19 protein-coding genes, 1 tRNA gene and 1 riboswitch are annotated in these 20,944 nt (G+C 65.3%); of the genes, 10 read left to right on the forward strand and 10 right to left on the reverse strand.

Features of this window, described 5'->3' with window-relative positions:
- Nucleotides 1-216: 216 nt before the first annotated feature.
- Together OPU69_RS01240 and OPU69_RS01245 are read right to left on the reverse strand one after the other, a co-directional pair.
- Nucleotides 217-291, reverse strand: a tRNA-Gln gene (locus OPU69_RS01240).
- A 132-nt stretch (nt 292-423) separates the two neighbouring features.
- Nucleotides 424-1,509, reverse strand: a complete 1,086-nt coding sequence (locus OPU69_RS01245) for a branched-chain amino acid aminotransferase (protein ID WP_060977493.1) — start codon at nt 1,507-1,509, stop codon at nt 424-426.
- Nucleotides 1,510-1,619: 110 nt separating this feature from the next.
- Here OPU69_RS01245 and OPU69_RS01250 point away from each other — a divergent pair, with 110 nt between their 5' ends.
- From OPU69_RS01250 to OPU69_RS01270, 5 genes are all read left to right on the forward strand, one after another.
- Nucleotides 1,620-2,126 carry a MarR family winged helix-turn-helix transcriptional regulator gene (locus OPU69_RS01250; RefSeq protein ID WP_060977500.1) on the forward strand — a complete coding sequence of 169 codons (507 nt, stop codon included), beginning with the start codon at nt 1,620-1,622 and terminating at the stop codon, nt 2,124-2,126.
- A gap of 100 nt (nt 2,127-2,226) precedes the next feature.
- Nucleotides 2,227-3,252, forward strand: coding sequence for an NADP-dependent oxidoreductase (locus OPU69_RS01255; protein WP_498509009.1), 1,026 nt, complete (start codon nt 2,227-2,229; stop codon nt 3,250-3,252).
- Nucleotides 3,249-4,061 carry an enoyl-CoA hydratase/isomerase family protein gene (locus OPU69_RS01260; RefSeq protein WP_498509010.1) on the forward strand — a complete coding sequence of 271 codons (813 nt, stop codon included), beginning with the start codon at nt 3,249-3,251 and terminating at the stop codon, nt 4,059-4,061. The genes OPU69_RS01255 and OPU69_RS01260 overlap by 4 nt, the downstream gene beginning before the upstream one ends.
- Before the next feature lie 135 nt (nt 4,062-4,196).
- A complete protein-coding gene (locus OPU69_RS01265) occupies nt 4,197-5,363 on the forward strand; it encodes an acyl-CoA dehydrogenase family protein (RefSeq protein WP_498509011.1) in 1,167 nt (388 codons plus the stop codon).
- A gap of 140 nt (nt 5,364-5,503) precedes the next feature.
- On the forward strand, nt 5,504-6,673 hold the full coding sequence (locus OPU69_RS01270) for an acyl-CoA dehydrogenase family protein (RefSeq protein ID WP_060977496.1): 1,170 nt from the start codon (nt 5,504-5,506) through the stop codon (nt 6,671-6,673).
- Nucleotides 6,674-6,675: 2 nt separating this feature from the next.
- Here the strand turns inward: OPU69_RS01270 and putA are convergent, their stop codons facing one another.
- Nucleotides 6,676-10,161: a bifunctional proline dehydrogenase/L-glutamate gamma-semialdehyde dehydrogenase PutA gene (putA, locus tag OPU69_RS01275; RefSeq protein WP_498509012.1), complete on the reverse strand. Its 3,486-nt coding sequence runs from the start codon at nt 10,159-10,161 to the stop codon at nt 6,676-6,678.
- Between the two features lie 162 nt (nt 10,162-10,323).
- Here putA and OPU69_RS01280 point away from each other — a divergent pair, with 162 nt between their 5' ends.
- Both OPU69_RS01280 and OPU69_RS01285 read left to right on the forward strand, forming a co-directional pair.
- On the forward strand, nt 10,324-11,478 hold the full coding sequence (locus OPU69_RS01280; protein WP_231725735.1) for a DUF47 family protein: 1,155 nt from the start codon (nt 10,324-10,326) through the stop codon (nt 11,476-11,478).
- A 15-nt stretch (nt 11,479-11,493) separates the two neighbouring features.
- Nucleotides 11,494-12,501, forward strand: a complete 1,008-nt coding sequence (locus tag OPU69_RS01285) for an inorganic phosphate transporter (protein ID WP_060977498.1) — start codon at nt 11,494-11,496, stop codon at nt 12,499-12,501.
- Between the two features lie 15 nt (nt 12,502-12,516).
- On the opposite strand, the gene spt is transcribed toward OPU69_RS01285, so the two are convergent.
- Nucleotides 12,517-13,716, reverse strand: a complete 1,200-nt coding sequence (gene spt, locus OPU69_RS01290; protein WP_066046184.1) for a serine palmitoyltransferase — start codon at nt 13,714-13,716, stop codon at nt 12,517-12,519.
- 47 nt (nt 13,717-13,763) lie between these two features.
- A complete protein-coding gene (locus OPU69_RS01295; protein WP_498509013.1) occupies nt 13,764-14,003 on the reverse strand; it encodes an acyl carrier protein in 240 nt (79 codons plus the stop codon).
- Between the two features lie 134 nt (nt 14,004-14,137).
- Here OPU69_RS01295 and OPU69_RS01300 point away from each other — a divergent pair, with 134 nt between their 5' ends.
- Nucleotides 14,138-14,746 carry a Pycsar system effector family protein gene (locus OPU69_RS01300; RefSeq protein ID WP_498509014.1) on the forward strand — a complete coding sequence of 203 codons (609 nt, stop codon included), beginning with the start codon at nt 14,138-14,140 and terminating at the stop codon, nt 14,744-14,746.
- Here the strand turns inward: OPU69_RS01300 and OPU69_RS01305 are convergent.
- From OPU69_RS01305 to obgE, 3 genes are all read right to left on the reverse strand, one after another.
- Nucleotides 14,736-15,650: an NAD-dependent epimerase/dehydratase family protein gene (locus tag OPU69_RS01305; RefSeq protein WP_060978824.1), complete on the reverse strand. Its 915-nt coding sequence runs from the start codon at nt 15,648-15,650 to the stop codon at nt 14,736-14,738. The genes OPU69_RS01300 and OPU69_RS01305 overlap by 11 nt on opposite strands.
- On the reverse strand, nt 15,647-16,774 hold the full coding sequence (proB, locus tag OPU69_RS01310; protein WP_060978825.1) for a glutamate 5-kinase: 1,128 nt from the start codon (nt 16,772-16,774) through the stop codon (nt 15,647-15,649). Before proB ends, OPU69_RS01305 begins: the two co-directional genes overlap by 4 nt.
- A gap of 106 nt (nt 16,775-16,880) precedes the next feature.
- On the reverse strand, nt 16,881-17,939 hold the full coding sequence (gene obgE / locus OPU69_RS01315) for a GTPase ObgE (RefSeq protein ID WP_498509015.1): 1,059 nt from the start codon (nt 17,937-17,939) through the stop codon (nt 16,881-16,883).
- 147 nt (nt 17,940-18,086) lie between these two features.
- Between obgE and clpS the strand changes: the two genes are divergently transcribed.
- Nucleotides 18,087-18,494 carry an ATP-dependent Clp protease adapter ClpS gene (gene clpS / locus OPU69_RS01320; protein ID WP_081096850.1) on the forward strand — a complete coding sequence of 136 codons (408 nt, stop codon included), beginning with the start codon at nt 18,087-18,089 and terminating at the stop codon, nt 18,492-18,494.
- A 56-nt stretch (nt 18,495-18,550) separates the two neighbouring features.
- On the forward strand, nt 18,551-19,834 hold the full coding sequence (gene murA, locus OPU69_RS01325) for a UDP-N-acetylglucosamine 1-carboxyvinyltransferase (RefSeq protein WP_060978827.1): 1,284 nt from the start codon (nt 18,551-18,553) through the stop codon (nt 19,832-19,834).
- 136 nt (nt 19,835-19,970) lie between these two features.
- Here murA and OPU69_RS01330 read toward each other — a convergent pair whose 3' ends face one another.
- Both OPU69_RS01330 and OPU69_RS01335 read right to left on the reverse strand, forming a co-directional pair.
- On the reverse strand, nt 19,971-20,267 hold the full coding sequence (locus OPU69_RS01330) for a ribbon-helix-helix domain-containing protein (RefSeq protein ID WP_498509017.1): 297 nt from the start codon (nt 20,265-20,267) through the stop codon (nt 19,971-19,973).
- Nucleotides 20,264-20,710, reverse strand: a complete 447-nt coding sequence (locus tag OPU69_RS01335) for a DUF1801 domain-containing protein (RefSeq protein WP_498509018.1) — start codon at nt 20,708-20,710, stop codon at nt 20,264-20,266. Before OPU69_RS01335 ends, OPU69_RS01330 begins: the two co-directional genes overlap by 4 nt.
- Before the next feature lie 38 nt (nt 20,711-20,748).
- Nucleotides 20,749-20,926: riboswitch (yybP-ykoY riboswitch) on the forward strand.
- The last annotated feature ends 18 nt before the right edge of the window (nt 20,927-20,944 follow it).

Consider the following 20,944-nt stretch of genomic DNA (forward strand, 5'->3'; position numbering starts at 1 on the left):
TAATGCATCGAGTTGAGGGTGGCCGGGCGCAGCGCCGTCGACAGGATTTTTGCGGGGCATAACTTGTGGATGAGCGGCAATTTCCATTGCACTTTGAGACGGTACGAATCATGCTCTCCGACGTGGCCACCTGAGGATACCATCACGGTGGCCATGTTGTTTTAGATTCGCAGGCTTACTTGAATGATTTCAGGTAGTTAGGCTAGTATTAAAAGCTGGCTGGGGTGGCAGGATTCGAACCTGCGAATGCCGGTACCAAAAACCGGTGCCTTACCACTTGGCGACACCCCAATGCCGTGCTGGCCAATGCCGTGCTGTCTATGGCTGCCGGGCGAGGGGCCGGGGCAGCGCGGGAGCGGCCTATATACGGAAAAGCCTCGCCGCGCCAAGCGCCTTTTTGGGGCGTTGAACGGGGCGTGTGCCTCAGGCGATGCGGTGGACCCAGCCGTGCGGATCGGCAGCGTCACCGCGCTGGATCGACACCAGAGCCGAGCGCAGACTCGCCGTCACCGGACCCGACTGATTGCCGCCGATGGTGAAGCTGCCTTGCGGGGACTTCACCGTGCCGACCGGGGTCACCACCGCTGCGGTGCCGCAGGCGAAGGTCTCGCGCAGCTTGCCGCTCTGAGCATCGGCCTGCCACTGGTCGATCGAATAGGGCTGTTCGCTGACGGTCAGGCCCTGTGCGCGGGCGAGGTCGATGATCGAGCTGCGGGTGATGCCGGGCAGGATCGTACCGGTGAGCGGCGGGGTGATGATGCTGCCGTCGTCGAACACGAAGAACAGGTTCATGCCGCCCAGTTCCTCGACCCATTTGTGCTCGGCGGCATCGAGGAACACCACCTGGTCGCAGCCTTGCGCGGTCGCCTCGGCCTGCGCGACGAGGCTGGCCGCGTAATTGCCGCCGCATTTGGCCGCACCCGTGCCGCCGGGCGCGGCGCGGGTGTAATGCTGCGACACCCAGATCGTCACAGGCGCAATGCCTCCCTTGAAATAGGCACCCACGGGCGATGCGATGGTGATGAACAGATATTGCTTGGCCGGGCGCACGCCGAGGAACACCTCGGACGCGAACATGAACGGGCGCAGATAGAGCGCGCCGCCCTCGACCTTCGGAAACCATTGGGAATCGATCCGCACCAGCTGCTCGACCGATTCGACGAAGAGGTCGTGCGGCACATGCGGCATCGCCATGCGCGTCGCGGATTCGTTGAAGCGGCGGGCATTGGCATCGGGGCGGAACAAGGCGGTGCTGCCGTCGGACAGTTTGTACGCCTTCATGCCTTCGAAGATTTCCTGCGCATAATGCAGCACCGACGAGGCCGGATCCATCGGGATCGGCGCACGCGCGGTCACCTTCGCCTCGTACCAGCCGCCCTTGTCCTCGTCATAGCGCACCACGACCATATGGTCTGTGAACAGCTTGCCGAAGCCCGGATCGACCAGCGCCGCATCGCGCGCATCTGCGGGGGTCGGGTTGGTCGTCGGCTCGATGGTGAAAGGCAGCATGGCATCCTCTGGTGGCGCAAGGATCGGAACTGGTGATCGGCATCCCGGCAATTGGCCTTGCTGCAACGCGGGCTTGCCAAGACCTAATCTCGCTGGCAATCAAGGTCAACATGCCTGTCCCATCTTCCCCCTCGGCTTCCGCGCTTTTCCTGCGCGAGGATGAAATCCGCCACGGCGTGGAGCTCTTGTTCTTCGGCTATACGCGGCTGACCAAATCGATCGATGACCAGCTCGCGGTGCAGGGTCTTGGCCGCGCGCATCACCGCGCGCTCTATTTCATCGCGCGCAATCCCGATCTGACGGTGAGCCAGCTGCTGCGCGCGCTCGCTATTACCAAGCAGTCGCTGGGCCGGGTGCTGACCGAGTTGCAGCGTCGCGACCTTATCGAGACGCGCAGCGGCGAGACCGACCGGCGGCAGAAGCTGCTGCGGCTCACCCCGGCGGGCGCGGCGCTCGAGGCCGAGCTGTTCGATGCGCTGCGCAGCCGTCTTGCCCAGGCCTATCGGCGTGCGGGGCAGGAATCGGTCACCGGCTTCTGGCGCGTGCTCGAAGGACTGGTGCCCGATGCCGATCGCGCGCTGCTGGCGGAGCTTGGGAACGATCGCCGCCCCGGCTGATGGTCCGCACTGACAGCAATGTCAGCATTTCTGCTTTGCTAATGGTATCGGTTATGCAATCAAGTGCCTAACGATAACAGGACAGGAGCGGGAAGAGGTCATGGCGACGATGCGCAGCGTGGTGCTCAAGGCACCGATCGACGGGCTGCCGCAGCCGCATGACTTCGCGATTGTCGAGCGGGAGGTTCCCGCGCTCGAGGACCAGCAATTCCTGATCGAACATCGCATTGCCTCGGTCGATCCCGGGGTGCGGTCGCGGCTGCACGCCACCGGCGCGAGCTATGCCCCGCCGATCCCGCCGGGCGGTACGATGGATGGATTCATGGTCGGTATGGTGACCGAAAGCCGCAATGATCGCTTTCCTGTCGGCACCTGGGTGACGGGCAGCGGCGGCTGGACAACGCACTCGATCGGCAACGGGCGCGGCTATGTGATGCCGATCGCCGACAATGGCCTGCCGCGCACGCTATGGCTCGGCGTGCTTGGCATTCCGGGCATGACCAGCTGGTTCGGCATGAAACGCGTCGGCGAATTTCGCGAAGGCGCGCATGTGCTGATCAGCTCGGCAGCGGGCGTGGTGGGCGCGACGGCGGGGCAGCTCGCCAGGGCCTGGGGGGCGGCGAGCGTGACCGGCATCGCGGGCGGCAAGGCCAAGTACGACTGGCTGGTGGAGGCTTGCGGTTTCGATGCGGCGATCGATTACAAGGCGGAAGGCGATCTCGGCGCGGCGATCGCGAAAGCCTGTCCCAAGGGCGTCGATATCTTCTTCGACAATGTCGGCAATGCGATGATCGACACGGTGCTGCCCTTGATGCGGCTGCATGGCCGGATCGTGATGTCGGGCCAGGTCGCCGATTACAATGTCCCGCAGGGCGAGCGTGTCGGCATCACCAATACCGGCGAGATGATCGCTAAAAGGCTGACGATGCGCGGCATCCTGGTGTTCGATGACATTCCGCAATTTGCCGAGGCGCAGGCCGCGATGGGGCAGATGATCCGCGATGCAAAGTTGGTCTATCGCGAGGAGCTGTATGACGGGCTCGAGGCCATGCCGGAGGCGTTTTGCGGGCTGTTCACCGGCGCCAGCTTCGGGCGGCGGCTGGTGCGTTTGGGAGATATCGGATGAGCGACGAATTCCGCATCGAGGACCAGAGCTACACGCGCTTCACCTTCGAGCGCGATGGCCGCGTGCTGAGAGCGTTCATCACCTCGGACCATCCCGTCAACGGCGTCGACGGCCCGATGCACGACGAACTGGCGCGGGTGTTCACCGATCTGCAACGCGATAGCGGGAGCGACATCATCGTGCTGGCCGCGAAGGGCAGGGCGTTCTGCGCGGGCGGCGATTTCGCCTGGTTCCAGCAGCAGATCGACGATCCGGCAAGCTTCCGCGCGATCGCCTGGGACGCCAAGCGCATCGTCTCCAGCCTGCTCGAGATGGAAAAGCCGATCTTGTGCCGGTTGAACGGCGCGGCGGCGGGGCTGGGCGCGACGATCGCGCTGCTCTGCGACATCATCGTGGCCGACGAAAAGGCGGTGATCGGCGATCCGCATGTCAAGGTCGGGCTGGTCGCGGGCGATGGCGGCGCGCTGATCTGGCCGCAGCTGATCGGCTATGCCAAGGCCAAGGAACTGCTGATGACCGGCGACATGCTGAGCGCCGCCGAAGCAAAGGACCTGGGCCTGATCAACCATGCAGTGCCGGGCAATCAGCTTGATGCGAAGCTCAATGAGATCATCGCCAAGCTGCAGGGCAACCCCAAATGGGCCGTGCGCTGGACCAAGAGCGTGACCAACATCCCGCTGCGCGCACTCGCCGCACAGATGATGGACGCTGCGATCGGCTGGGAGAGCGTGAGCAATTATCTGGGCGATCGGCGCGAGGCGGTGGCGGCGATGGCCGAGAAGCGCAGCCCCAAGCTGACGGGGGAGTGAGATGATAATCCAAGCGCCCATATGTCGTCACCCTGAACTTGTTTCAGGGTCCATTTATCCCCACGCACCTTCGGCTTTCAGGGCACGATGGATCCTGAAACAAATTCAGGATGACGGAAGGGGGGAGAGGCAAGCATGACCCTCCAGAGCTTCACCGACGAGCCCGAGCACGTCAGCGCCCTGCGCACCACGATCCAGCGGTTCATCGCCGATCATGCCCCGCGCGAGGCGCGGCAGGCCTGGGACAGGGCGGCGGAATGGCCGCGCGATGTCTATGCGAAACTCAACGAACTGGGGCTTACGGCACTTACAGTGCCCGAGGAACATGGCGGGGCAGGGCAGGATCTGGTCGCCGCCATCGCGGTGATCGAGGAACTGGCGACCGCCGGGCCGTGCCTCGCAGGTCCTTTCATCCATACCAGCTTCTATGGCGGAATGAACCTGAGCGAAAACGGTTCGCCCGAGCAGAAGGCCGAGTTCCTGCCACGTCTGGCCAAGGGTGAAATGTTCTTCGCCTATGGCCTGTCCGAACCCAATGTCGGCGGCGACCTGGCGAGCGTCGAGACGCGCGCGGTGCGCGAGGGTGACGAGATCGTCATCAACGGTGCCAAGCGCTGGTGCACCGGCGCAGACTGGGCCGATTACATCTATTGCCTCGTGCGTTCCGGCCCGGTGGAAGAGCGCTATCGCAACCTCTCGTTCGTGCTGGTGCCGACGAAAGCGCCCGGCGTGACGATGCAGGACATCGAGCACGTCAATCTGCGCTACACGCACAGCCAGGACGTGTATTTCGACAATGTGCGGCTGCCCGTGAGCGCCATTGTCGGCGGCGAGGCGATGTGGAACCAGGGCTGGAAGCTGCTCGCGGGCCGCGCGCTCGATGTCGAGAAGCTCGAGATTTCCGCCGTCGCGCTCGGCATCGCGCGCGCCGCGATCGACGAGGCCTGGGCCTATGCGCAGGAGCGGGTGCAGTTCGGCAAGCCGATCAGCCAGCATCAGGCGATCCGGAACAAGCTGGTCACCGCGAAGACCAAATGGCAGGCCGCGCGGCATCTGCTGTATCACGCCGCGTGGCTGGCCAACGAAGGTCGGCCCTGTTCGGTGGAGACCAGCATGGCCAAGCTGTTCGTCGCCGATACCGGGGTGGAGATCGCACTGACCTGCCAGCAGGTGATGGGGTCGTACGCGCTCAGCGACGCGTACGAGATGGAGCGCCATGTCCGCGACCTGCTGGGCATGCCGATCGTCGGCGGATCGAGCGACATGCAGCGCAACAATCTGGCGAGCCTGATGCGGTTATAGGCGAAGCGCGACGGAGGTTTTCTCGTCACCCTGAACTTGTTTCAGGGTCCATTGTGCCTCCAGGCAAAGATGGAGAGACATCGCAAAATGGATCCTGAAACAAGTTCAGGATGACGGTTAGGGAAGGGCGAAGGAACGAGATGCAACCACTTGAAAGCATAGAGCCGCTGGGCCATGCCATCGCCATGCTGCTGCCGGGCATCGCCTCGCGCGCGGACGAGATCGAGCAGACGCGGCATCTTCCTGCCGATATTGCGCAGTCGATGGCGAAGGCCGGTGCGTTCAACATCCTGCGCCCCAAGAGCCTGCAGGGGCTGGAGCTGACGCCGATGGAGATGGTCGCGGTGCTGCACGCCATCGCGCGCGCGGAAGCCAGCGCGGGCTGGTGCGCGATGATCGGATCGACCACCGCGCTCAACGCGGCCTATCTCGCGCACGATGTGGCGAAGGAGATTTATGCCGACCCGCATTCGATCACCGGCGGCGTGTTCGCGCCGATGGGCCGGGCGGATGACAGGGGCGATCATTATGTCGTCTCGGGCCGCTGGCAATGGGGATCGGGCAGCGCCAATTGCGATTGGCTGTCGGGCGGCGCGATGATCTTCAAGGACGGCGAACTGCAGCGCTTCGACAATGGCGCACCCTATCACCGGATGATGATCTTCCCGGCAGAGCAGGCCGAACTGCTCGATACCTGGCATGTCATGGGGATGAAGGGCACCGGCTCGGGCGATTTCGCGGTGAAGGACATTATCGTGCCCAAGGAGCGCAGCGTGTCGCTGATCGCGGACAAGCCGGTCGAGCCGGGTGCGCTGTATCAGTTCCCGATCTTTGGCCTGCTGGCGCTTGGCGTCGCGTCGGTCGCTCTGGGCAATGCGGCGGGCGCGCTCGACGAGATCGAGGCGCTCGCCAAGGCCAAGAAGCCGCAAGGGGGGCAGCGCAGCCTCGCCGAACGCGGCGTCGTGCAGACCGAACTGATGCGCGCACAGGCGAAGCTCGGCGGGGCCGAGGCCTATCTGCGCGAATGCGTCGAAGCCTGCTGGCACGGCGCGACCGCGCGCGGCGAGCTCTCGCCCGAGGAGCGCGCGCTGCTGCGCCTTGCCGCGACCTATGCCACCGAGACTTCAGCCGAGGTGGCGAAGACCGCGTTCACGATCGGCGGCGGCAGCGCGGTGTATATGACCAGCAACCTGCAGCGCCGCTTTCGCGACGCGCATGTCGCGACCCAGCATATCGCCACCGCGAGCAGCGTGTACGAGCTGGTCGGCCGCGTCGCGATGGGACTGCCGACCGACCTCGCGATGCTCTGACCTCAGGCCAGCAGCGAGACGTTCCCGCCTGCCGCGGTCGTATCGATGCAGACATGGCGTTCGTGCACGCAGCGCGGCGCGAAACCGGCCTCGGTCAGCAGCGGCAGGATGGCACCCTCGCGCGCGGCCAGCGCCTTGCGGATCGCGCGCTGGTCTTCGCTGGTGCTCCAGATGGCGACCGCGTCGAAGCCCTGGATGCGCTGCAGATCGGGGCGCTCGATAAAGCCGTCGATCGCATGCGGCCCCTTGGCGCCCGGCACCACGATCAGCGCCGCACAGCCCTCGCCGCGCGCGATTTCCGCCTGCTGCGTTGCCGCCTCGACGCTCGGCCCGAGGCACAGCACCCGCCCGCGCGCGAAGGTCGATAGCACGTTCGATTCGCCCGTCGGCCCCGGCATGGTCTGCGTGTCGAGGGGCAGCTCAGTGACGCGCGGCAGCGCAGCGAGCGCCGCCTCGACCTCGGCCTGGCCTGCGATCCGCGTCAGCGGCGGCAGGTCGATCTGCGGTCCTTCGGCATCAGCAAAGCGCGGCAGATAGCGCGGCCCGCCCGCCTTGGGGCCGGTGCCCGAAAGCCCTTCGCCGCCAAAGGGCTGCGCGCCCACGACCGCGCCGATCTGGTTGCGGTTGACGTACATGTTGCCCGCATGGATGCGTGCGGTGATCGCGTCGACACGGGCATCGATGCGCGTCTGCAGCCCGAAGGTCAGGCCATAGCCGCGCGCGTTGATCCGCTCGACCAGCGCGTCGATCTCGCCCGCCTCGAAGGTCGCGATGTGCAGCACGGGCCCAAAGATTTCCTCGGCCAGATCCTCGATGCCGTTTACCGCGATCGCGGCGGGGCCTACGAACCAGCCGGTCTCGGGCGCATCGAGCTGCTTCAGCAACCGGCCGTCGCGCCGCGCCGCCTCGATATGCGCGGCGATCTTCTCGCGCGCCGACTGGTCGATCACCGGGCCGACATCATTGGCCAGCCACCACGGATCGCCGAGCGTCAGCGCATCCATCGCGCCAAACAGCATTTCCTTCAGCGAATCGGCAATATCGCGCTGCACGTAAAGCATGCGCAGGGCTGAGCAGCGCTGGCCCGCCGACTGGAAGGCCGAGGCGACGATATCGCGCACCGCCTGTTCGGGCAAAGCGGTCGAATCGACGATCATCGCGTTGAGGCCACCGGTCTCGGCGATCAGCATCGCATCGGGGGCGCAGCCTTCGGCCATGGCGCGGTTGATCGTCTGCGCGGTCGCAGTCGATCCGGTGAAGCAGGTGCCGGCGATCGCCGGATCGCTGGTCAGCACCGCGCCGACCACCCGGCCCGGTCCCGGCAGCAGCTGAAGCGCGGTGACGGGAACGCCCGCCTCGTGCAGCAGCCGCGTGGCGAGATGTGCGATTAGCGGCGATTGTTCCGCCGGTTTTGCCAGCACGGCATTGCCCATGGCGAGCGCGGCGGCAATCTGCCCCGTGAAGATCGCCAGCGGGAAATTCCAGGGCGAGATGCAGGTGATGATTCCGCGTGGGCTCGATGCGGGCGCGGCGAGCGCCTCGGCGGCATAATAGCGCAGGAAATCGACCGCCTCGCGCAATTCGGCAATGGCGTCGGGTGCGCACTTGCCTGCCTCGCGCGCGAGCAGCGCGAAAATCTCGCCATGGTTCGCTTCGAACAGATCGGCAGCGCGGGTCAGCGCTGCGGCACGTTCGGCCACCGGCGTGTCCCAGATGCGCGCGGCGGCGATCGCGGCCCTGGCCTCGGCTTCGCCGGCATCGGTGACGGTGCCCACCTGCCGGTCGGTCTGGGCGGGGCTGAACACCTCGCGCGGTGCTGTGCCCGAACCCGCTTCGACCGCGAGGATCGGGGCGGCCTGCCACTGATGGTCGGCAAACGCCCCGCGCGATTCGAGGAATTCATTGAGGTCCGCGCGGTTGGCGAGGTCCCAGCCGCGCGAATTGACGCGCGACGGGGCATAGATCGCGGCGGGGCGGATGATCTTCGCATCGGCCTCGGCGCGCGCCGCATCGAGCTGCTCGAACGGGTCGGCAGCGATCGCCTCGGCGGGCACGGCATGGTTGGCGAGCTGGTTGACGAACGAGCTATTCGCGCCGTTCTCCAGCAGGCGGCGCACCAGATAGGCGAGCAGTTCGCGGTGGCGCCCGACCGGTGCATAGATGCGCGAGCGGACCTTTTCGTTGCGCAGCAGCGCATGGTGCAGCGGTTCACCCATGCCGTGGAGGCGCTGGAACTCGAAATCGTCGCGGTTGCCGGCCATCTCCAGGATCGCCGCGACGCTGTGCGCATTGTGCGTGGCGAATTGCGGATAGATGCGGTCGGTGAGCCGCAGCAGCTGCGCGGCGCAGCAAATATAGGATATGTCGGTCGCGGCCTTGCTGGTGAACACCGGAAAATCGGGCACGCCATCGACCTGCGCGCGCTTGATCTCGCTGTCCCAATAGGCACCCTTGACCAGCCGCACCATGATCTTGCGGTCGAGCGATTCCGCTAGCTTGTACAGCCAGTCGATGACGAAGCTGGCACGACGCCCGAAGGCCTGGACGACAACGCCCAGGCCATCCCAGCCCGCGAGCGTGGGATCGTTCATCACCAGCTTGATGATGTCGAGCGACATGCCCAGGCGATAGGCTTCCTCGGCATCGATATTGAGCCCGATCTTCGCATCGCGCGCGGCGCGGGCGAGTTCGAGCACCCGGTCAGCGAGCGCGGGGACGCATTCGTCTGCCTTGCTCATCTCGTAGCGCGGGTAGAGCGCGGAGAGCTTGATCGACAAGCCCGGATTGGTCCGCATGTCGTCGGTCTTGGCGGCATCGGCGATCGCGCGGATCGCGTTCATGTACGATGCGAAATAGCGGTCGGCATCGGGGAAGGTGAGCGCGGCCTCGCCGAGCATGTCATAGCTGAAGGTCGCGCCTTCCGCCGCCCATTTGCGCGAGCGCTTGAGCGCCTCGTCCATGTCCTCGCCGAGCACGAACTGGTTGCCCAGCTCCTTCATCGCGCGGCGCACGGCAGCGCGGATCACCGGTTCGCCCAGCCGCTTGATCGCCCCGCGCAGCGCATCGAGCGGACCCTTGCTCGACGGGCCTTCGAGCACCGACTGCGTCATGGAAAGCGCAAAGGTGCTGGCATTGACCAAAGTGTTTTCCGACTTGCCGAAATGCTCGCGCCAGTTGGCAGGGCTGATCTTGTCCTCGATGAGGTCGTCGATGGTCTCGGCATCGGGTACGCGCAGCAGCGCCTCGGCCAGCGTCATCAGCGCGAGGCCCTCGTCGCTCGACAGGCCATAGGTGCCGAGGAAGCTTTCCATCAGCGTCGGGCCCGAGGCGGCGCGGACATCCTCGACCACGCGCACCGCGCGCGCACGGATGCGCGCACGCAGCTCGGGCGAGGGGGCGTAGTTCGCCATCAGATAATCGAGCACCGCGCCTTCATCGGCACGATGGTGAGCGCGCACGGCATCGCGCAGCGCAAGCAATTCGGTCATGGGTGTCGGCCTTTTCCGGGGAGGACCATGGCGCTGCCCCTTACAGATATTTGCGGGCAATTGAAGCCTTGCAAGGCGCCATGCGTCACAAAGCGGTGGGTAGCCGCATGGAACGCCGCCAAAACGGGCAGAAATCGCTTTGCACCGGCAATTGTTACAGATATGCGGCGGTTTTGTGACAGGGGACACGCCATTCGCCAGATAGCTGCATTGCCGTATCGCACGGCGCGTGACGATGTGAACGCGCCGGTGACGATCCTGCTCGTCACCTCGCGCGAGACGCGGCGCTGGGTGCTGCCCAAGGGCAACATGATCGAAGGGCTGCAACCGCACGCCGCCGCCGCGCACGAGGCGGAGGAAGAGGCGGGGGTTCGCGGTGCGGCCTGCCCGACGCCGCTCGGCAGCTATCGCTATCGCAAGAAGCGCAAGAACGGCGCGATGCTCAATGTGACGGTCGAGGTGTTCCCCTTCTCGGTGACCGACGTGATGGACGAATGGGAAGAGCAGGACCAGCGCGACCGGCAATGGTTCTCGCTGGAAGAAGCCGCGCAGATGGTGGATGAGCCCGAGCTCGCCGAACTGATCCGCCGCTTCCGCGCCAGCGACGCCGATCGTCGCATCGCCAAGGGTGGTTTTCTTCCGGATACGCAAAAGGCTTCACCGAAAATGGCGGTTTTTTCCTGGGTTCAGGCCCTTCTGCCCAAGCAGGGCAATTTCTTCGAGCTGTTCGAGGCGCATGCACTGACCCTGCTGTCGGGCTCCAACGCGCTGGCGCGGCTGCTCAATGGCGGTCCGGGCATGGCCGATCATGTGCAGGAGCTGGTCGAGCGCGAGCATGAGGCCGACCAGATCACCCGTGAGGTGCTGCAGACCGTGCGCCGCACCTTCCTCACCCCGTTCGACCGCAGCGCGATTACCAGCCTGATCGGCGCGATGGACGATGCCATCGACGAGATGCAGAAGACCGCAGGCGCGATCGACCTCTACGAGGTGACCGAGTTCAAGCAGGAGATGAAGGATATCGCCGCGATCATCGTCGATTGCGCGCGGATCACGGTCGAGGCGCTGCCGCTGCTGCGCAGCGTCAACAAGAACGCGCAGCGGCTGCACGAACTGACCGAACGCCTCGTCATCATGGAAGGCCATGCCGACGAGATCCATGCGCGCGGGCTGAAGGCATTGTTCAAGGAACATGGCGCGGCGAGCCCCATCCAGTTCACCGTCGGGCGCGAGCTGTTCATGCATCTGGAGCGCGTGGTCGACCGGTTCGAGGATGTTGCCAACGAGATCGACGGTCTCGTCATCGACCACGCCTGACGCGCGCCGCACCCCATGGAAACCACCATCATTGCCATGCCGCTGCTGATCGCGCTGATCGCGCTCGCGCTGGCGTTCGACTTTCTCAATGGCCTGCACGATGCGGCCAATTCGATCGCCACAGTGGTGTCGACCCGGCTGCTCAAGCCCGTGCACGCGGTGCTGTTCGCGGCGTTCTTCAATTTCGCGGCCTATTGGATCTTCGGGCTCAAGGTCGCCGAGACGATCGGCAAGGGCATTATCGATGCCGATATCGTCAACCCGCAGGTGATCTTCGGCGCGCTGGTCGGGGCGATGTTCTGGAACGTCGTCACCTGGTGGAAGGGCATCCCGTCCTCGTCGAGCCATGCCCTGGTCGGCGGGCTGATCGGCGCAGGGGTGATGCGCGCCGGGCTTGACGGCATCGTCTGGTCGGGGGTGCTCAAGACCGCCTCGGCGATCGTGCTGTCGCCAACGATCGGCATGATCCTGTCGATCCTGCTGGTGGTGCTCACCTCCTGGATTTTCCTGCGCGCCACCGCCAAGCGGGCCGAGGGCGTGTTCAAGAAGCTGCACCTGGTCTCGTCCGCCGCCTATTCGCTGGGCCATGGCGCGAACGACGCGCAGAAGACGATGGGGATCATCACGGTGCTGCTCTATTCGCAGGGCATGCTGGAGGGCGAGTTCGCGGTGCCCGAATGGGTGGTGCTGAGCTGCTACATCGCCATCGCACTTGGCACGCTGTCGGGCGGGTGGAAAATCATCGAGACCATGGGCACGCGCATTACCAAGCTGTCGCACCAGCAGGGTTTCTGCGCCTCGTCGGGCGGATCGGTGATGCTGTTCGCCGCGACGGCGTTCGGCATTCCGGTCTCGACCACGCATACGATCACCGGCTGCGTCGTTGGCGTGGGCGCGGCGCGGCGCGCGTCTGCAGTGCGCTGGGGCGTCGCCGGGCGCGTCGTCATCGCCTGGCTGATCACCATCCCCGCTTCGGCCGCGGTCGGCGCGCTGTTCTACTGGCTGACGACGATCTGGGGTTGATTGGTACTGCCGGGATCAGATGATCCCGACATCCTTGCCCGCTGCCTCGAAGATACCAAGGATTTGCGTGACCTGCTCGCTTGAATGCTCGGCGCAGAGCGAGCAGCGCAGCAGTGTCATGCCGGCAGGGGTTGCGGGCGGGCGGGCGAGGTTGACGTAGAGGCCGCGTTCGAGCAGCGCCTCCCACATCTGTGCGCCCTTGAGCATGTCGGGCATGATCACCGCGATGATGCCGCTCTGTGCCTCGGGCGTGCCGAGCGAGAAGCCGAGATCGCGCAGGCCCTGGTGCAGGCGCTTGCTGTTCTCCCAAAGATGCGCGCGCTTGTTGCCCGCGTGCATCAGCTTGCGGATGCTGGTCGCGGCGGTGGCGACGACGCTGGGCGGCAGGCTGGCGGTGAAGACATAGGGGCGGCAGACGAGGCGCAGCACCTCGAACTTGGGGTGGTTCGACACACAGAAACCGCCGACCGTGCCGACCGACTTGCTGAACGTGCCGATGATGAAATCGACATCGTCGATCACGCCCGCAGCTTCGGCGACGCCGCGGCCATGTTCGCCGATAAAGCCCATCGAATGCGCCTCGTCGACCAGCACCATTGCGCCTGCGGCCTTGGACACCGCGACCATTTCCTTGAGCGGGGCGATGTCGCCCAGCATCGAATAGACGCCTTCGAGCACCACCAGCTTGCCCGCTTCGGGGGGCAGGCGCTTCAGCCGCTTTTCCAGCGCCTCGACATCATTGTGGCGGAAGGCGACGATCTGTGCATTGCCGAGAGCGCAGCCGTCATAGATCGAGGCATGGCTGTCGATATCGAGGATGATGTAATCGTCCTTGCCCGCCATGGTCGAGATGATGCCCAGATTCGCCTGGTATCCGGTGGAAAAGACCATGGCATGGTCCATCCCATAGAATTCCTTCAGCGCTTCCTCGCACTCGCGGTGTCCGGCATAGGTGCCATTGAGCACGCGGCTGCCGGTGGTGCCCGATCCGAAACTGTCGAGCGCCTGCTTGCCGGCTTCGAGCACGTCGTCGTCAAAGGTCATGCCCATATAGTTGTAGGTGCCCAGCAGGATCGTCTCCTTGCCGTTGCACATCGCGACCGTGGGCGATTTGACCGATTCCATCACCAGCGAGAAGGGATCGCGCACGCCGGTGGAAAGCAGCGCCTCGCGCTCGCCGATCAGGGCGTCGAACTTGGAAAACAGGTCGGTCATTCGGGGGTCTCTACACGGTTGGGGAAGGTGCGCACGATAGCGCGGGGTCAGGCGGTGAGCTTCTCGACCGCGGCGACCAGCTGGCCGACGGTCTCGATCTCGGCCTGCATGTTCATGGTGATGATGATATCGAACTCGTCCTCGATCGCGGCGACGAAATCCATGACGGTGAGGCTGTCCCATTCCAGATCGGAGGCGAAGGTGGTGCTCTCGGTGAGCGCGATGCCCTTCTTGTTGAAGGGTTCGATCTGCGCAGCGATCCGGTCATAAATGGCGGTGTCGGTCATGTCGTGCTTTCATCCGTAACGGTTGTCTCTGCCCATGCCCCGCGAATGCGGCACAATCGCGGCAGCTTGTTGCAGCCAGAAGGGCAGTGCAGGGGCGCTTGTCAAGCGCAGTGCGGCTGTGTCATCAATCTGTCATGGAAGAGGGTGGGGTGAAAATGCGAGTCGATGCGAGCCGTCCGGCGATCCCGAGCCCCTGGCCGCAGACGCCGCACACCTTCTCTCCGCACGCGATTCACCTCATCCGTACCTCGGTGCAGACCAACCTGTCCCTGAGCCAGATGGCCGATCAGAAGGCGAGCATCCTGATGGGTGCGACGTTCGTGGTGTTCACCATCGCAGTCGGCCAGGCGCGCGGCGGCAATGTCAGCCTGCCGCTGATGGTGCTGGCGCTGTTCGCCTTCCTGTCGGCCATGTGCGCGGTGTTCGCGATCCTGCCCTCCGTGCGCGGCACGCCCAAGCCGAAGGCCGACGTGCCGCCCGGGGCGACCAATTTCATGTTTTTCGGCAATTTCTCGCAGATGACCGAGGATGATTTCGCCGATCTGGTGATCGACCATCTGCACATGGACGAGACGATCTTCCGCACCATGCTGCGCGACGTGCACCAGAACGGCATGGTGCTGCAGCACAAAAAATACCGCTATCTGGGCCTTGCCTATCGGCTGTTCCTGATTGGTCTCAGCATCACCTTTGCGCTGTTCGTCGTCGAAATGGCTCTCGGGCACCCGCTCATCAGCGTTTGAGCCACCCGTTGGCGCGATACCAGCGCGCGGTTTCGGCCAGCCCTTTCGGCGTCGCTACTTCCGGTTGCCACAGATCGCGCGGCGGGCGACGCAGCGGATCGGATGTCCAGTCGCTATGCGCGATATAGCGCGCACGATCGGGTGTCAGCTTGGCTTTCTTGCCGCGCAGCAGCCGGTCGGCGCGCGCTGCCATGAACAGGGCCGGCTTCGGCGCGCGCGCGGTGCGCACCTTGCGCCCCACCGCGCGGCCCAGCGCATCGGCAAAGCCCTCATGGCTCCAGCCCTGCGGGGTTCCGTCATCGGCCTCGTAGATCGCGTGCACATCGCCCGCGCCGCCCGCGAGCCGCACCAGCAAGGCGGCCAGATCGGCGACATGGATCACCGACATGCGCCCGCTCGGCGGCAGCATGACCAAGCCTTTTGCCGCCATGCGGAACAGGTCGAGCATCTCGGTATCGCCCGGGCCATAGACGGCAGGCGGGCGCACCATGATCCAGTCTAGGCCGGAGGCGGTGACGCGGTCCTCGGCCTCGGCCTTGGACCAGCAATAGTTGGACAGGGCGCGCTCGCGCGCTGCCAGCGACGAGACATGAACGAAGCGATCGACGCCCGCCGCTTTTGCCGCAGCGAGCACGTTCTCGGTCCCGGTAATGTTGCCCGCGATGAAGCCTGCCCGATCGGGCGCGTTGACCACACCTGCGATATGCAGCGCGACGTCCGCGCCTTCGCAGAGCTGCGCAAGGCTGGCCGGATCGTCGAGCGCGCCTCGCACCCAGGTGACGCCTTCGCGTTCGCGTTGCGGCTTGCGGGCGAGCGCGCGAACGCTGTGTCCTGCGGCAAGCGCCTGATCGATGGTCGCGCCGCCGACAAAGCCGGTGCCGCCGGTCATCGCGATCACGCTCACAGCAGCACCATCTGGTCGCGATGGACGAGTGCGCTGCGCGGTGCATAGCCCAGTATCTCGGCAATACCATCGCTGCGCAGGCCGATGATGCGCGCAGCATCGCTGGCGTCATATTCGCTGAGGCCGCGTGCGATCACTTCGCCGCTCGCCGTCACGATCTCGATCACGTCGCCGCGCGCGAACTTGCCTTCAATGGCGGTTGCGCCCGCTGGCAACAGGCTCGATCCTTTGGCGAGTGCGGAAACGGCGCCGGCATCGACCGTAATCCTTCCGCGCGCGGTCATCCGTCCGGCCAGCCACAGCTTGCGGCCCTTGCCCTGCTTGCCGGCGGTGAACACGGTGCAGCGCCCGGTCTCGTCGAGCCGCTTCAGAGGGTGTTCGTGCGTGCCATTGGCGATGGCGAGATGCGCGCCCGCGCTGGTCGCGATCCGCGCGGCTTCAAGCTTCGACAGCATGCCGCCCGATCCCATGCCCGAAGCCGAGCCGCCATCGGCCATCGACCGGATCCGCGCATCGATCCGCGCGACGTTTTCAATCAGCCGCGCATCGGGGTCGCTCTTCGGATTGGCGGTATAGAGCCCGTCGACATCGGAGAGCAGCACCACGCCACCCGCGCCCGCCGCCTGCGCGATGCGCGCGGCGAGCCGGTCGTTGTCGCCGAAGCGGATCTCCTCGGTCGCGACCGAATCGTTCTCGTTGATCACCGGAACGACATCGAGCGCGATCAGGCGGCGCAGCGTCGCAGAGGCGTTGAGGAAGCGGCGGCGATCCTCGAGATCGTCCAGCGTCACCAGCATCTGCGCGGCGGTGATGCCGTGTGCGCCGAGCAGTTCGGCCCAGCACTGGCTCAATGCAATCTGACCGGTCGCGGCGGCGGCCTGTGCATCCTCGAGGCTCGCGCGGCCGCCCTTGGGCAACCCGAGCCGCCGCGCGCCGAGCGCGATCGCGCCCGAGGAGACGATGACGATGCGCTGGCCGGCCTTGATCCGCGCGGCAATATCCGCGACCAGCGAAGCGAGCCATTCGCGCCGCACCTTGCCCTCGGGCGCGACGAGCAGCGCCGAGCCGACCTTGACGACGAGGACTGGGCATTGCGTGGGGGAGAGGGGTGCGGGGGCGTTCATCGGTCTCTTCCTTGTTTTCCGGCGAAAGCCGGAATCCAGAGCGAACGCAATGCCATCTCGCCCCTAGACTCCGGCTTTCGACGGAGAACGGCTTAACTCGTCAAATTCAAACCGGCGACCATGTGCCCGGCTCGTCATCGCGATCCGGGTCCACCCCTTCGGGCTGTTCGGTCGCGGTCACATGCGGCAAATATTCAAGCAGCGCATCGAACAGCTGCTCGATGCCCTTGCCGGTCGCACCCGAGATCGGGAACACCCGGTCCGCACCCGCCGCGACGAGTTCGCTCGCGAAATGCTGCATCAGTTCGTCGTCGAGCAGGTCGCCCTTGTTGAGCGCGACCAGCTTCGGCTTCTCGTCCAGCCCCGCGCCGTAATTTTCCAGTTCGCCATCGACAATCCGCATCGCCTCGACTGGATCGTCGCCATTGGCGTCGATCAGATGGATCAGCACCTGGCAGCGCTCGATATGGCCGAGGAACCGATCGCCGATCCCGGCGCCTTCCGCCGCGCCCTCGATCAGGCCGGGAATATCGGCGAGCACGAATTCGCGATTGCGGTGGCGCACCACGCCCAGTTGCGGGCGCAGCGTCGTGAACGGGTAATCGCCCACCTTGGCATGGGCGTTGGTCACCTGATTAATGAAGGTGGACTTGCCCGCATTGGGCAGGCCGACCAGCCCCGCATCGGCCATCAGCTTCAGCCGCAGCCACACCCACATTTCCTCACCCGGCCAGCCCGGCCCGTGCTGGCGCGGCGCGCGGTTGGTGCTGGTGGCGTAGCTCAGGTTGCCGCGCCCGCCATCGCCGCCGCGCAGCAGCGTGATGCGCTGGCCGGCATGGGTGAAGTCGGCGAGCACGTCTTCCTTGTCCTCGGACAGGATCTGCGTGCCCACCGGCACCTTGATGATCAGATCATCGCCGCCCGCGCCGGTGCGGTTGCGGCCCATGCCGCCGGTGCCGCGCTTCGCCTTGAAATGCTGGGTATAGCGAAAGTCGATCAGCGTATTGAGACCGCTGACCGCTTCGAAGATGATGTCGCCGCCCTTGCCGCCATTGCCGCCATCGGGGCCGCCATATTCGACATATTTTTCGCGGCGAAAGGACACTGCGCCCTGTCCGCCCGCACCGGAACGAATGAAAATCTTGGCTTGATCGAGAAAATGCATGGCCGCGCCCCTAACGGAAAGCGGTGCGAAACGCCAGAGTAACCGAATCGGCGCTAGATGGCTGCGTCAGGATGACGGGGCAGCGCGTCGCATTTTGCGCGCAGCCCCTTGCCTGAGGCCTCAGAAATACGATATTCGAGACGACCTATGCACAGCACGACAATCCGTTCAGCGTCTCCCCGACGCCTCGCTGCCATCGTGGCAGGCGATGCAGGCCTGGTCGTGCGCGCCGGGCCCGATCGCGAAGACGATGACGGTCCGCCCGATATCGGCATTGCGGTCAAGACCCGCGCCAAGTCGAAAAAGCCCAGCCAGTACAAGGTGCTGATGCTGAACGACGACTATACCCCGATGGAATTCGTGGTACTCGTGCTCAAGCGCTTCTTCAGCATGAACATGGACGAGGCGACCCGCGTCATGCTCCACGTCCACCAGAAGGGCGTCGGGGTGTGCGGGATCTTCACGTACGAGGTCGCCGAGACCAAGGTCAATCAGGTGATGGACTTCGCCCGGCAGAACCAGCACCCGCTGCAGTGCACGCTCGAGAAGGTTTGACCTTTCGCGCCTTGGCGCCCTCTTGCACCAGCCCGTGCAGCCGCTAAACAGCGGCGATGGACAAGATCATCATTCGCGGCGGCAAGCCGCTCTCGGGCCGTATTCCGATTTCCGGAGCCAAGAACAGCGCGCTGACGCTGCTGCCGTGTGCGCTGCTGACCGATGAGCCGCTGACGCTGCGCAACCTGCCGCGGCTCGCCGATGTCGACAGCTTCGGGCATCTGCTCAACCAGCTCGGCGTCTCGACGATGATCGAGGGCGCGCGGCCCGAGGATTTCGGCCGGGTGATGACGCTGCGCGCGGGCCGGGTGACCTCCACGGTCGCGCCCTATGACATCGTGCGCAAGATGCGCGCGTCGATCCTGGTGCTCGGCCCGCTGCTCGCGCGCGCGGGCGAGGCGACCGTCTCGCTGCCCGGCGGCTGCGCGATCGGCAACCGCCCGATCGACCTGCACCTGAAGGCGCTTGAGGCGCTGGGCGCAGAGATCGAGATTACCGCAGGCTATGTGACCGCGCGCGCGCCCAAGGGCGGGTTGCCTGGCGGCGATTTCGGCTTCCCGGTTGTCTCGGTGGGCGCGACCGAGAATGCGCTGATGGCCGCCGTTCTGGCCAAGGGAACGTCGACGCTGCGCAACGCCGCGCGCGAGCCGGAGATTGTCGATCTGTGCAACCTGCTCGTTGCGATGGGCGCGAATATCGAGGGCATCGGCGGATCGACCCTGGTCATCCATGGCAAGGACCGGCTGCACGGAGCGACCTATCGCGTGATGGCCGACCGTATCGAGGCGGGCAGCTATGCCTGTGCCGCCGCGATCACCGGCAGCGCCCTCGACCTGATCGGCGCGAAACTCGACGAGATGGAGGCGACCATCGCTGCGCTGCGCCAGGCAGGCGTGCATTGCGAGGAAATCGCCGACGGCATCGCGGTGCGTCCCAATGGCAAGCTGCAGGCGCTCACCCTGTCGACCGCGCCATTCCCCGGCTTTGCCACCGACATGCAGGCGCAGTTCATGGCGATGCTGTGCCTCGCCGAGGGTGCAAGCGTGCTGACCGAGACGATCTTCGAGAACCGCTACATGCACGTGCCCGAACTGAACCGCATGGGGGCGCATATCGAGGTCAAGGGGCGCACCGCGGTGGTGCACGGCGTCGAACGCATGGTTGGCGCGCCCGTCATGGCGACCGACCTGCGCGCCTCGATGAGCCTGATCATCGCTGGGCTCGCGGCCGAGGGCGAGACCGAGGTTAACCGGGTGTACCATCTCGACCGCGGCTATGAGCGGCTGGAAGAGAAGCTGCAGGCGGTGGGCGCCGATATCGAACGCGTCGGCGGGGATTGATCATCGCGCCACGTTTTCCGGCGAAAGCCGGAATCCAGGGCGAGATGGCACAATCCGGCTCCTGGGCTGCGGCTTTCGCCGGAGAACGTAAAGCGCTGAGCACCAACCGATCAATTCGCGCGTTCCCCCCCCCTGGTCAGGGAGGGGAGTCCTGTTGTGCGGCTTGACTATCCGCAGCGCCACCGCGCGCCTCTATCACATCCCTGACCAGCCAAAGCCTTATCGCACTCGCCAGATTGGGCGGCGCGTCCACCGCGATCCGCTCGACATCGATCTGCGCGACGAGGGCGTTGATCGGCAGGCTCCGCGCCTCGGCGGCGGCTTTCAGCAGGTCCCAGAATAGCGGCTCCAGGCTGATCGAGGTCATGTGACCGGCGATCTGGATGCTGCGCTTGACCGGGCCGTGGAACAGATCTTCGGGCGGGATCGTCATGCAGGCGGGTAGAGCCGGTTCATTTCGGCGACATTGTTCGCGATGATCTCTTCCAATACGCCCATGTCCACCTGATCGAGCCGGCTGATGTACAGGCACGATTTTTCCATCTTGTGCTTGCCGAGCCGGCCGAGCAGCGCTTGCTGCTGCCGCGCGGCGGCATCGTCGCAAGTGCCGCACATCAGGTAGATGCTGTGCTTGCCCTTGCGCGGCGCGAAGCCCGAGCGCATCGCGGTGCCGCTACGGCCGCTATCATAGGTGTAATCATAGGAGCCGAAGCCGATCATGCTCGGCCCCCACATCTTCGCAGGTTCGCCGGTGATGCGCTCGTACAGCGCGACCAGCGCACTTGCTTCCTCGCGCCGCCGCTCGGGCTCGAGCGCCGCGACATAGGCCGCCACATCCGCGTTGGTGGCCACGGTCTTGTTCTGCGCCTCAGCCATCTTGCATCCCCCTTGCTGACCGCCTAAAGGCTAGCACGTCTGATGGGGAGTAGCCAACCGGCGCCATGCCGGTCCGTGCGTCAACACACTTGGCCGAGAGGCCATGGCGCAAGGGTTTCCGGGTCCTTGGGATCCGGCTTCCGGCAAGACCGATGACACCTGAACCCATTGTCCGGCCGGGCAGGGGCGATGGTGCCATTGTGTCCACTTGCTGCCCGGCCCTGAAAGTCTCGT

Source organism: Blastomonas sp. 34TW (genome assembly GCF_059803595.1).